This is a genomic window from Lentimicrobium sp. L6 (assembly GCF_013166655.1).
Lineage (GTDB): Bacteria > Bacteroidota > Bacteroidia > Bacteroidales > UBA12170 > UBA12170.
In genome coordinates this window covers 36,169-49,662 of the sequence record NZ_JABKCA010000009.1, presented here as the reverse complement: position 1 = coordinate 49,662, position 13,494 = coordinate 36,169, and the positions used below count along the sequence as shown (strand labels likewise).

At 34.1% G+C, this 13,494-nt stretch carries 9 protein-coding genes; 3 read left to right on the top strand and 6 right to left on the bottom strand.

Annotated features, from left to right (window positions below):
- Positions 1–159: 159 nt before the first annotated feature.
- Genes HNS38_RS03655 through HNS38_RS03645 form a run of 3 tightly spaced genes read right to left on the bottom strand, consistent with a single transcriptional unit; the run spans position 160 to position 3,578 of the window.
- Positions 160–2,604, bottom strand: coding sequence for an ABC transporter permease (locus HNS38_RS03655; protein ID WP_172281721.1), 2,445 nt, complete (start codon positions 2,602–2,604; stop codon positions 160–162).
- A gap of 30 nt (positions 2,605–2,634) precedes the next feature.
- A complete protein-coding gene (locus HNS38_RS03650) occupies positions 2,635–2,889 on the bottom strand; it encodes a hypothetical protein (protein ID WP_172281719.1) in 255 nt (84 codons plus the stop codon).
- Between the two features lie 2 nt (positions 2,890–2,891).
- Positions 2,892–3,578, bottom strand: a complete 687-nt coding sequence (locus tag HNS38_RS03645) for an ABC transporter ATP-binding protein (protein WP_172281717.1) — start codon at positions 3,576–3,578, stop codon at positions 2,892–2,894.
- 246 nt (positions 3,579–3,824) lie between these two features.
- Here HNS38_RS03645 and HNS38_RS03640 point away from each other — a divergent pair, with 246 nt between their 5' ends.
- The 3 genes from HNS38_RS03640 to HNS38_RS03630 all read left to right on the top strand — a co-directional run bounded on the left by HNS38_RS03640 (position 3,825) and on the right by HNS38_RS03630 (position 9,586).
- Positions 3,825–5,201 carry a sigma-54 dependent transcriptional regulator gene (locus HNS38_RS03640; RefSeq protein ID WP_172281715.1) on the top strand — a complete coding sequence of 459 codons (1,377 nt, stop codon included), beginning with the start codon at positions 3,825–3,827 and terminating at the stop codon, positions 5,199–5,201.
- Complete coding sequence (locus HNS38_RS03635; RefSeq protein WP_172281713.1) at positions 5,191–6,528, top strand: PAS domain-containing sensor histidine kinase; 1,338 nt, start codon at positions 5,191–5,193, stop codon at positions 6,526–6,528. The genes HNS38_RS03640 and HNS38_RS03635 overlap by 11 nt, the downstream gene beginning before the upstream one ends.
- Before the next feature lie 61 nt (positions 6,529–6,589).
- Positions 6,590–9,586, top strand: a complete 2,997-nt coding sequence (locus tag HNS38_RS03630; protein ID WP_172345985.1) for a PAS domain S-box protein — start codon at positions 6,590–6,592, stop codon at positions 9,584–9,586.
- 83 nt (positions 9,587–9,669) lie between these two features.
- On the opposite strand, the gene HNS38_RS03625 is transcribed toward HNS38_RS03630, so the two are convergent.
- Genes HNS38_RS03625 through HNS38_RS03615 form a run of 3 tightly spaced genes read right to left on the bottom strand, consistent with a single transcriptional unit; the run spans position 9,670 to position 13,483 of the window.
- Complete coding sequence (locus tag HNS38_RS03625; RefSeq protein WP_172281710.1) at positions 9,670–10,980, bottom strand: glycosyltransferase; 1,311 nt, start codon at positions 10,978–10,980, stop codon at positions 9,670–9,672.
- The gene (locus HNS38_RS03620; RefSeq protein WP_172281709.1) at positions 10,980–12,380 is read right to left on the bottom strand and encodes a hypothetical protein; all 1,401 of its coding nucleotides are present in this window, start codon (positions 12,378–12,380) and stop codon (positions 10,980–10,982) included. Before HNS38_RS03620 ends, HNS38_RS03625 begins: the two co-directional genes overlap by 1 nt.
- 44 nt (positions 12,381–12,424) lie before the next feature.
- Entirely contained in the window at positions 12,425–13,483 is a 1,059-nt protein-coding gene (locus tag HNS38_RS03615; RefSeq protein WP_172281708.1) for a hypothetical protein, read from the bottom strand.
- Positions 13,484–13,494 lie beyond the last annotated feature (11 nt).

Below are 13,494 nucleotides of genomic sequence, written 5' to 3'. Positions count from 1 at the left end.
GTATCTCATTGAATTACATAAATAGAAGGGTTAATTATCGAACCGAGATTAGGAAGAATGAAGTTTGAAGTTGGAAACGGATTAACCCAGCTAAGATCAGCATTGTTGAACGAAGTAAAACAAAATCAAGCTTATCATTTCTTAAGGTCTCAACTTTCACTACAAAATATCTGCCGGATTGGATTTGGTAGCGACCCATGTTTTTATGCTGATAGTGAATAAACCTATTAAAACAGAAATAATGGCAGTAGAGATAAATGGCCAAATAGAAACATCAATAGTGAAGGCAAAATCCTCTAGCCAAGTATTGATAAAATACCAAGCTGGAATCCAAGCCAATACATTAGAGAATAGGATTAATAACACAAATTCTTTAGACATGGTGAACATCAATCGGCCAATGGAGGCGCCCAAAACTTTTCTAATTCCTATTTCCGCTTTTCTTTGCTCTGAAATAAATGCCACCAAACCATACAATCCTAAAGCTGCTAAAAATAGCGCAATAAAAGTGAAGAAATAGAATATCCTACCTAACCTATTATCGGAGCGATACATTGATTCATAAGCATCATCGAGGAAATAATAATTAAATGGAGTACGAGGCAAATGTTTATGCCATTTTCGCTCCACCTCAGAAATAAGACTGGCATGTTGCTGCCTTTCAATTTTTATAATGACATAGCGATAAAATGGAGGAAATATGTGTATCATTAAAGGGTCAACCTCTTGGTGTAATGAAGCGAAATGAAAATCTTTAACCACTCCAATAATCTTACCAACCTTAGGCTCCTTTACAGCATAATTAAACACCACTTCTCTTCCTATAGGATCCTCAATTTGGTATTTTCTAACAGCGGCTTCATTCAATATAAAAGCATTGCTGTCAGAATACACATCAAAAGAAAAAGTTCTCCCTTGTTTGATCTCAAACCCAAAAGAACCTAAGAAATCATGATCGGCACATAACATTCTTACCCCTAACCATACCTTATGTTTCTTCTCGTCTGGCAAACTATCATTATCGCTATTCAACGAAGGCATGTTTATTCCATAATATCCAAATCGCTCACCAGGAACATTGGAACTTCCAGTTACAGAAACCACTCCTGGGATTTTCAAGAAATCCTCCTTCAAGTCCACTAAATGTTCGAGACCACTATCACCACTCAATGGAACCACTACTACTTTATCCCTATTGAAACCCACATCACGATTCTGAATAAAACGAAGTTGTTGAGCTACGATTATAGATGCAATGGAAAGAAATACTGCTATACTAAATTGTGAAATCACTAAAAACCGTCTCAGAATCAAGTTAATTTTATTGTTTTTTTGCGCATTCAAGCGATTTGACAATACTGTTAAAGGGTTAAATGTAGACATTAACAAACTAGGATAAAGCCCTGAAAGGAGGGTGAGTGAAATGGTGGTTACCATAAGAAAACTAAGAATCTCGTATGACCAAATCATATTAATAGACAAACTCTTTCCCACAAAAGCGTTAAAAGTAGGGAATCCTAGTTCCACAATTACTAGAGCCGTAATGGTTGAAGTGAGTACTAATATAAAAGCTTCACTAATAAAGTGGAAGAAAATATTTTTCTGATGTGCTCCAAGCACTTTTCTGACTCCAATTTCCCGAGCTCTGATTACAGAACTAGCGGTCGCCAAATTAATATAATTGATACTGGCCAGAAGTAGAATAAATATTGCTATGGTAAGATAAATGAGGATATATTCGTAATTCCCATTGGTCTGATATTCTTTTTCAGCATCGCTTTTCAAATGGATGTCTGCTAATGGAACAAAAGCAATCTCTGCTTTTAATTTGGTAAACTTTTCTTTAGTCTCTTCACTTTTTGCCATGAGTTTTTGAATCTCATTCTGCAAATCATCCTGAAGGTATTTTTGCAATCGTATTTTTGAGTTCAAGTCATGGGTTCGCACATAGGTATAAAATACCATCGGTCCTGATGAATCAATTCTAGCATAAGACTCTCTCATTAACTCCACGGAAAAGACCACATCAAAATTTAAATGTGAATTGGCTGGAACCTGTTCAAATATGGCGGAAATCTCAAATTGTTCACCATCAGCTTCTATCTGTTTACCTAAAGGAGAAACCTCTCCATATAATTCCTTGGCTATATTTTCGGAGATCATAATCTGGTTGGCAGAACCCAAAACGCTCCCTGTCACTCTTTCCACTACGGGAAAAGAAAATACATCGAAGAAAGTGGAGTCGGCAAAAATCACCTGACTATTTTCAGCGGAGCGAGCATTGGCAAACAGAAAGGGAGGATTATAATAACTCATGATTCTACAGGTTGAAACATCCTCTGGCCCATGGGCCATACGCAAGGCAATATTTCCATCACATGTAGCCCAAAACTGGGTATAATCGCCCCAATCGTATTTTTCTTGAACCCGATAAATATGCTCATAATCTTCATGAAACTTATCGTAGCTTAGTTCATCGGTGATATACAAAAATATAAGTATACTAGTGGCTAAACCAAGTGCAAGGCCCAATACATTAATTAATGTATAAACCCTATTCTTGCTTAAAAACCTAAAACTAGTTTTTACAATATTTTTCAGCATATCTTGTATAATTCTCTCCTAATTTAATCTCTATTGTCTTTTTCTTCGCAGCAACACAGGAATTTTCACTTCCCCTTCCAGTCCTACTTCTAATACTTCAAATTGTGGGTCTATATTTTCTATGCTTTCTTTTACAAACTCTGCCCTTGTACTTTTTGTTGCACCTTTGGGGTACACAAAAACCTCTAAACGGTAGGTCACCATCTCTTCTCCTTGGGAAACCACTTTAATGTCTACACTTTCGTTGTTATCGGTATCTGGTATCAAAATTTTAACTTCTCTCATGATTAGGAAAATTTTTGGAGGATGTTTTCATTAATAATCTGTCCGTCGAACAAACGCAAAACCCTATTAGAATAGGAAGCATCTCTTTGGGAATGGGTCACCATAATAACTGTAGTACCAGACTTGTTCACCTCATCTAATAATCTCATCACTTCTTCGCCATGAGCTGAATCTAGATTTCCTGTTGGCTCATCTGCAAAGACAATTCTAGGCTTACCAACAACAGCTCTAGCAACTGCTACACGTTGTTGTTGCCCACCACTCAACTGGGTTGGAAAATTAAATTTACGATGAAGAATTTGCATTTTTTCCAAAATCTCGTGAACTCTTTCTTTACGCTCCTCGGTTTTTACTCCCATATAAATTAATGGAAGCTCTACATTTTCATAAACATTAAGTTCCTCAATTAAGTTATAATTCTGAAAAACAAAACCCATATTATGCTTTCTGATTTTTGAGCGCTCCTTCTCGGACAACTTTGCTACAGCGATTTCCATAAAAGCATACTCTCCATCGGAAGGTTCATCCAATAGACCAAGCAAGTTTAATAAAGTCGTTTTTCCACAACCCGAAGGTCCCATGATAGCTACAAACTCGCCTTTTTTCACTTCTAAATTCACATTCAACAGCGCCAAGGTTTCCACCTCACTACTTCTATAGACTTTTGTTAAGTTTCGTAACTTTATCATAATTTGGGCGTCTTAATAATATTGAACCGTCTCATTTGGCTAAGATAATCAATTAGTCATTTTTAAGAAATTGATAATAAATTAATTAAACATGAAACATTCAGTATGAAATTTTGCTCAAAAGTAATGCCAGTAGATATAAAAGTCTGATTAGCTGAATATCATAGAATATTTATTCAGAATATAACAATAAATATTGTTCGCTGGCGTTCATTTTTTTGTACATTTACGAACAAAATAATTAGTATGACAAAATCAGAAGCCAAACTTTTAGTAGTAGACGACGATAGAGATGTTCTATTAGCAGCAAAGCTATTTTTACGTCAACACTTCACCATTGTCCACACAGAAAGCAACCCTGAACGCATTCCTGATTTAATGAGGAATGAGAACTACGATATATTTTTATTGGATATGAATTTTTCTAAAGACGCCACTAGTGGTAGAGAAGGATTCATGTGGTTAAATAAGATTTTGGAAATAGACCCTGCGGCGGTAGTTATCTTTATCACAGGATATGGAGACATTGAATTAGCTGTTCAAGGTATTAAGGAAGGCGCTACTAATTTTATATTAAAGCCATGGGATAATAAAAAATTATTGGCGGAAATCACTGCCAATATTCAAATTAGAGAATCCAAAAAAGAGCTAGAAAACCTAAAGAATAAACAACAACTATTAATCTCTGATGCCGATTCTTTATTTGGTGAAATTATAGGAAACTCATCAGCAATTCGTCAGGTTTTAAATACCGTTCAAAAAGTGGCTAAAACAGATGCCAACATCCTTTTATTGGGCGAAAATGGAACAGGAAAGGAGATGATAGCTAGAGCCATACATCGCGCTTCTATGCGCCAATCAGAAGTATTTGTGACCGTAGATTTAGGTGCTCTTACTGAAACCTTATTCGAGAGTGAATTATTCGGGTATAAAAAAGGTGCTTTTACTGATGCGAAGGAAGATAGAGCAGGAAGGTTTGAAGCTGCTAATCAGGGAAGTCTTTTCCTAGATGAGATCGGAAATCTATCCTATAATTTACAATCAAAACTACTTTCTGTATTACAAAGCCGAAAAGTAGTCAGGTTAGGCTCACACAAAGAAACAGATATTGATGTGAGAGTAATATGTGCCACAAATATGCCATTATATCAAATGGTAGAAGAAGGGAAATTTCGTCAAGATTTATTATACAGAGTAAACACAGTTGAGATTCAAATTCCACCACTTAGAGATAGAACTGACGATATTCCTGATTTGGTAGATCATTTCTTAAAAATGTATTGTAAAAAATACAAACTCGATACAAAAAGGCTAAGTGTTGCCGCAGCAAAAAGATTAAAAAAGCACAGCTGGCCAGGAAACATAAGAGAATTGCAACATACAGTTGAAAGAGCAGTGATAATGAGTGAAGGAAACACCCTACAAGCTCACGATTTCTTTTTAAGCAAGCCTATTCATAAGAATGCACTTCTGAATGCGGATAACTTAAATTTAGAAGACACAGAAAAAATCCTGATCAGAAAAGTGATTGACAAGCATGGAGGAAATATTACTAAGGCAGCACATGAACTTGGACTTACTCGAGCTTCATTATACAGAAGAATAGAAAAATATGATCTCTAATACTTTTCGAACTTCAGTAGTTATTCGATTGGTATTCATCGTTATTAATACCTTTCTATTTATTTGGCTTTTTGAAAGCCATAATTACATCACTTCTACTATTAGTTTTGTGGTGATGATAATACAAATGGTATTATTGATAAAATACGTAGAACAAACCAATAGAAAGCTGACGCGATTTTTCGATAATGTAAAATATAATGATTTCACCAGTAGCTTTGTTTCTGAGAATAAGGGAGAAAGTTTTAATAAACTTAATGAGAGTTTTAATCAGGTTATTCAACAATTTGTAAAAACTAGAGCCGAAAAAGAAGAACATCACAATCAGCTTCAAACTATTGTCCAGCATATCAGTATTGGAATTATTACCTACCGAACTGATGGCACCATCGATATCTATAATAATGCGGTAAAACAGCTCTTCAAAATCAATAATTTAAAACATATAAAAGAGTTGGGATCTATTGATCCAGATTTACCAGAGAAACTGCTGCAACTTCGTCAGGATGATAGCAAACTGATCAAAATCTACCAAGAAGATGAATTGATGCAATTGTCGATTCAGGCTACAGAATTTAAGAAAAAAGGGGAGGAATATTTATTAGTCAGCGTAAAGAATATTCACTCAGAATTAGAGAGGAAAGAGATAGAAAGTTGGCAGAAGCTGATACGAGTATTAACACATGAGATCATGAATTCCATCACTCCTATTTCATCTTTGGCTTCTACAGTACAAGAATTACTTCCAGAGCGAGTTGACCATGCCATGGACGAGGATGATTTAGATAGCATGCATCAAGCCTTAAGTACAATAAGCCGCAGAAGTAGTGGTTTATTAGGCTTTGTTGAGGTTTATCGGGACTTAACTCGAATTCCTATGCCTAACTTCCAAAGAGTGGTAGTAAAAGACTTACTCTTTGAAGCCAAGCTTATGCTACTCCACAAAACGAAAAATGCTAATATTGACATTCAAATAGAAACTACACCTGAAAACATTGGTATCATGGCAGATCCCAATTTGATTGAACAGGTTTTAATAAACCTCCTCATTAATGCTTTTCATGCTCTTGAATATCAAGAAAATCCGCAAATCATCCTCACTTCTCGATTCAATAAAAACGAACATATTATTATTGAAGTGGCGGATAATGGGAAAGGTATAAAGCCCGATATTTTGGACAAAATATTTATGCCTTTCTTTACATCGAAAAAAGAAGGCTCAGGAATTGGATTAAGCTTAAGCCGACAAATCATGCATTTGCATAAGGGAAATATTTTTGTGAAATCCATTCAAGACAAAGGAAGTGTCTTTACACTAGTTTTCTAAATTGTATTTATTGATTTTTTTCGTATCTTCATGATTGCAAATTAATCAAAGAATACTAATAATGCCAAATTCTAACAAGCAACTTCAAAGAACTTTAGAGAAATCAAAGAGTATACTATTCTTCACTCTAAATCAAGAAATGATTATAAAGTCTTATAATCAAAAGTTCCGTAAGCTTTTCGATCTACCAAATTGCTCCGACCTTTTAAATCCATATACATTTTCAGAACTAATAAATGCGGATAAAAACAATATCCTCATTGAGAATATCCAACAGTTTCTACTTGATAAAGAAATTCCAATTCAACTTGTTCTTAAACATCCTAAAAACGATTTTGAACTTGAAATAAATAAAATTGAGGGATGTTCAGGTCATCATTCAGAATGGATGATTATTGGCCATCAAATCGATAACTTAGAAATATTAGAATCCTCTGAAAACAATTCAAGTATTAATGAAACCGATCTATTTGATTTGGCGGGAGATGGCATCATCATAGGCAATCATCAAGCAGAAATCATAAAGGCCAATCAAAAAGCCTATGAAATGACAGGTTATCAAGCTTCCGAATTATTGGGCCATCACATTAGCTTCTTATTTGATCAACATCAACTAGAAAAAAATCCGCTTCTTTTTCACAAGGTAAACAAAGGAGAGGATGTTAAAAAGGAGAGGCTGATCAATAGGAAAAACCAAGAACCTCTAACCATTGAAATGGTTTCAAATAAAACCAACAAGGGATATATCAGTATCATGCGTGATATTCAGGATAGAAAGAATGCAGAAAACACCTTAAAGGAACTTAAAAACAGACTGCTTTTTGTTACTCAAATGGATAGAATAGGAATTATTGATATTAATACTTCAACACTCAACATACGTTTCAATGATGAAATGAAAGAGATTTTTGAGAAATCTACAAAAGAGAATAATAAATTAGAAGATTGGTTAAATCTGATTCACCCTGAAGATGTTACTAAAATAAATCAAGGGTTTGATGAACTAAGAAAAACAGGAAAAGTTTTTGAATTTATCTATAGATTAAGATCTGTTGGAGACAAGTACAAAACGATAAAAGCCTCTGCAAACCTTTCTAATTTCGATAGCAAAAGTGAAAGTTTAATCGTAAGCTCCATAGATATTACCAACTCTAATTGGATCAAGTCAAGATTAGAAGAATCGGAACAAACTTTCAAAGCATTAACAAACTCAGCTACTGCAGCCATATTTATCTATAGCCACAAGTATTTATACACTAATCATTCTTTCGAGAAAATTACGGGTTATTCTTTTGCAGAAGTTAAGAACAAAGCATTTTGGTTTTTGGTCTCTCCTGAGCATATTGAAGTGGTTAGAAATCGAGGTCTTAATCGACTTGAAAACAGCTCTCCATCTGATAGTTATGAATTTAAAATCATTACCAAATCTGGAATTGAAAAGTGGGTGGAATTTGCAGCCTCCCCGATTAATTATATGGGAGAACCTGCCGCTATTGGTTCCGCGTTTGATATTACAGAAAGGAAAAACTTAGAGATAGAATTAAAAACGAATATTGACAAGTTGACCATTGAGCGTCAGAAAGTAATTTACTCAGAGAAACAATTTAGAGATTATCTGGAACAGAATTCAGCCGCCATGTTGGCCATAGAACCTATTACAAAAAACATCACCTTTGCCAATTATGCTGCTGCAAAACTCTACAAATATAATAGGCAGGAATTAATGGAGATGAAAATATACGACATTAATACACTTAGTAAAGCCGAGCTTGATGAAAAAATAAATAGCGTTTCTGTAATTGAATCGGAAGAACATAGTTTTGTACATAGGACAAAATATGGCTCGGAGATCAATGTACATATCAACCAAAGTTTCATCATTTCCAATCAAGAACCAAGTTTATTACAAATTATCCATGACATCAGTGAGGAGGTCACAAATAAAAACAAACTAATAGAATCGCATAATACCTATAGAAACATATTAGCGAGCATTTCGGAGATGATATACATTTTAGATGAGGATGGGAATTTCAAATATGTTAATGACTCGGCCATTAAAACTTATGGTTATGAATTCTCCTATTTTATTGGGAAGTCACCTGCCTTTTTATCGGCTCCCGGAATGAATGACCTGAATATGGTACAAAATGCAATAGAGAAAGCTTTTAATGGTGAACAAAACACCATTAGTTTTTGGGGACTAAGAAAAAACAAAACCATATTCCCAAAAGAAGTAGTTCTATCTCCTGGGCAATTCTTCGGTGAAAAGGTTACCATTGCGGTGTCAAGAGATGTGAGTGAGCATATTAAAATTACCAATGAGTTAACTGAGGCCAAAAACAAAGCAGAAGAGAATGACAAATTAAAATCATCTTTCTTAGCCAATATGAGCCACGAAATCAGAACTCCAATGAATGCCATACTTGGTTTTTCTGAACTTGTAAAAGACCCAAGTACCGATGAAAACGAGAGAACCCAATTCCTAAACATCATCAACAAAAGCTCTCATCACCTATTGCACCTAATTAACGATATAGTAGATATTTCTAAGATTCATGCCAATCAATTAAAAATTAATCATAACCAATGTCACTTAAATGCTTTACTTCATGAGAAATACATCTCTTTTAGAAGTGATTTGGATTTACTAAAAAACAAAGACATAAAACTTGAACTACAGTTTGGGCTGACAAATGAAAATGATTTAGTGATTACTGATACCAATAGATTGGAACAAATATTAAACAATATCATAGGCAATTCGATTAAGTTTACCCATAAAGGCAAGATCACTATATGTTATGAGTTAATAGACCAAGAAATCATTTTCAGCGTTACTGATACAGGAATTGGAATAGATCAAAAACAAAGAGAAATCATCTTTGAGAGATTTATGCAAGCAGATACATCCATTGGCCGAGAGTTTGGAGGAACTGGACTTGGCCTGGCTATTTCAAAGGCTTGCACAGAACTATTGGGCGGAGAAATCTGGCTAGAATCTGAGTTGGGAATTGGCACCAAAATGAGTTTTAGTATTCCATATATCACTAAGTAACTATCTTCCGTATTGAGAATTGTTTAATTAGTTTCTGTAATCAAATGTAAGATATTAGAATTATTAACCGCTTATTGAAAATGTTACAATCCAAACTCCTGAGCCTTCTGAGAAGACTTGCTCGGATTCCATGGGTCTTTATATGATGAAAGGAAGAATATTTCTTTAATATATGCCATAGTTCTAATAATTCTCATATAATATCCATTATAAATCATCATTAATGGAATAAATACAATCAGTTTAATTTCTTGTCGCCATCGCTCTGACAAAATTAAAACCACAAAGAACTGAAGCAAACTAGCAGTACCATAAAGCATAATTTTCAATGGAATGATGAAAGCCAGAAACTCTGCATTCACAACAATTATATTGATGATATAAAAGAACCATACAATATCAAGAATTAGGTTAAAAAAGATATTCTCAAAGAGTGCAAAGAAATCACTGAAATTAAACCGAGCATCTGGCATAAAAACATCCTTATGCTTCCTCAACCTAAAACGGATTAATGATTTATTCCATCTAAGTCTTTGCTTGGATAGTATTTTGAATTTTTCAGGAACATTTGTTAAGCCAATTGCAGTATGTTCAAAGTCGATCTTATAACCAAGCTTTCTAATCTTAACAGTAATATCCCCATCCAATCCTGGTCCAATATCCCATCCTCCAATTCTATCAAGGATATCTTTTCTAAAGGCACCAAAAGCACCAGAGATAATTTTGTAGATACCTAAATAAGAAGTAACCATTCGTCCAATAGAAATGGTTTGAAGGTATTCGATAGCCTGAACTGAGGTACATATATTGGTATTATAATTTCGAACCTTAATATTTCCTCCTACCGCTCCTACTTTTTTATCCAAATAAAAAGGAAGAATTATATTTTCGATTGCAGCAGAATCAAAGGAGGAGTCCGCATCTAAATGCACTATAAATTTACCAGTGGCATAACGCAGTGCCAAATTCGCAGCAGAAGCTTTACCACCTCTATCATCATTTCGTAAAAAGATATCAATATACCCATTTTCGTATAAACTTTTACAAATGAGATAGGTATCATCATCGGAGCCATCATCCACAATTACAATTTGAATATTTCTATATGTCTGTTCATTTAGAGAGTTCACTAACTTGTAGATGTGCTTACCTTCATTCTTGCCAGGAGCAATAACAGAAATTAATGGATTTTCCATTAAAAATTCCCTTCGGGCATTTTCTCTGGCCACCTTCATGGAACTGCGTTTTCGCAAATAAACAAAAAGCACAACAAAGTCCATCAATAAAAACCGAGGTGCTTCCAATAAAAAGAAATACCAGAAGATATTGAAAACTTTCTCAAAACCATTTGAGTACCAATACCAAAAAAACTCATCCCAAAAGGTATAAATCATCAGCCAGCCCCATTATTAGTTAATAAGCTATTTATAAGGTCATTATGGTTTTTAGTACTGTCTATGTTTTCAGCTTTAATCTTCACCATGATATTGGCTTCATCAATATTACTATCTATCAGCTTCTGAACAGAATGGCGTATATTGTTTAACAAACTTTCCAAACGAAATTTATCATTGTCAGGAGAAATAATTAAAAAAGTATTACTATTGATGAAAGTAAGTATATCAGTAGCTAAAGTTGCATTTTTAATAAACTCAGCCACTTCTGTAACAACCGTATTATATTTCACTCCCAAAGAATTGCTGAGCGCTGCAGGAGTTCTTAAACTCAAACTACCTGCACTACTAGTTTTACCACTGTTTTTGATTCTCTCAATTTCGTATTTTAAAAAGATATTAAAAGTTGAGAATCCTATAAACCCAGCCATTTCAGCATCTTGCTTTTCACTTGGAACTAGACCTCCTATTGCAGATTCTTCACCTAAAGCTGTTAACTCATAATTATATATCTTTCTTTCGAGAAGACTATCTACATTATGAACAGACTCACAACTCATACAGAGAGCCTGCATTACGGATTCTTGAAAATGATGTCCACAATTATTACAAGTATATATTAGACTTGGCTTGTCATAATCAACTCCAATATGGCGCAGCATCCTATTACATTTATTGCAAACCATTTGATCACCATTGATAAAATCGCTTTCGGGAGCCACGTTTGCACAGACAAAGTGATGAATCAAATTCTCGGTATATAAATCTGAAGTACTACATTTTGGACATACTTCTCTATAATTTAAAAAACCAGAGTAGCAATTATTACAGAGATGCACTAAATCTTCGTAACGTGGTCGTAAAAATTCTTTACTCACCAACTTATCGAGTATTGAAAACTTTTCCTCAGTATTTACATTTTGATAATGCAGAGAAAGTAATGGAAATGAATACCCAGTGTGTGATTTAGCAGAAATAATAGGCTTCATTCTACTTTGTCGTGTATAATAATAACGTAGTATTTTATTTAGAATTTTTATCTCTTGATCTTGATTATTTGTGGATTGTAGTTGTCTAATTCTCTGCTCAATGGCTTGAAAAGGACCAATAAAAGCTTCTTCTTGAAGACTATGAACTGTTCCATCAGTCAAAGATTTCGTAAAAGAATCAACATCTTCGTTAATGGACAGGATAAAAACAGGCGTTAAATAAATAGATTCAACAAAAGAAGAACGTATCTGATTTAAAAACCCTCTGCAACCCTCTTTATTCGAGTAATCCAAAATAATCACATCAGTAATCACCACTTTCTTAATATCCAGATTTGAGAAATCCGAAATAAAGAAAACTTCTTTATTACTCTGCGTTTGTACCTTTTTTCCAAATTGATCGTTAGCCATAATTCATTAATTTGAGAGTGATAGAAATATACTTAAAAAAGCATCTAGAAGTATCTGGTTTTAGAAATCCGTACTTCATAAAGATGGCGTTTTTTCCACTCATCTGCTACTTCTTCATTCTCTGGTACCAGACGAACCACTACTTTTCTTGAAAATCTAGCCTTATCTTCCACAAAATCTAGCGGTAACTCTTCTGTATTTATATAAAATTTATCTATGATTCCTTCACTCATGTCTCCATCTGCAAAGTTAACTGTTAAAGACTCCCCAAGTTCAAAATATTTAATGTCTTTTTGGTCTATATATCCTAGAATAAAAATTTCTTCAAAATCGTTGATCAGCATGACTATATCTTTCTTATAGGTAACCTCCTCCGCATCTTGATAGATCTTGCTTACTACACCATCCACAGGACTTTCATAATAATTCCAAAGCAGAACATCACCATCACCAGTATTTATAATTGGTTGATTCAATTTAGCTTGCTGCTCATAATAATTTAGGAGACTTAAATATTTCTTCAAATAGGTAATTTCACCCTCTGTTTTTTCAATATTCACATAAAGCTTGTCTATCTCCAAAATTGATTTCTTCAATTCTGCTTGAGGATAAACATCTAGATAAACTTCTTTTCGGGTTTTTTCTAATTCTTTCTCAATTCTTGCGATATTATTTTTAAAATCGCCAATTTCAATATAGCTTAGGTTGATCTTTTTCTGGGTTTGAAGCCGCTCTTTCAAATACCAGTCAGCACTGTTATTAGTAATAACAGCAGCAACTGCTGCATTAGCATTATCATCTTCTAAAAGATTCAAGCGATAATAAAACAAGGTATCTCCCTTATCAACTGTATCATGTTCTTGAACAAAATAATCAAAAACTGAAACATCTTCAGGAAATCCCACACTAAACTGTTCAGTGTGAACATGGCCCAACACATTCACATAAAAACTTTTACTAATGGCATAGTAAATTATTGAAATGAGTATGACGATAAACAGAATTAAATATATAATTCTATCCCAATTTATTCTTTTTTTAGGTGCTTCTTCTTTAACCCCTTTAAGAACTGTTGCTTTCGTTTTAAATTTAAACGGCTTCATGCGGCTAGGTT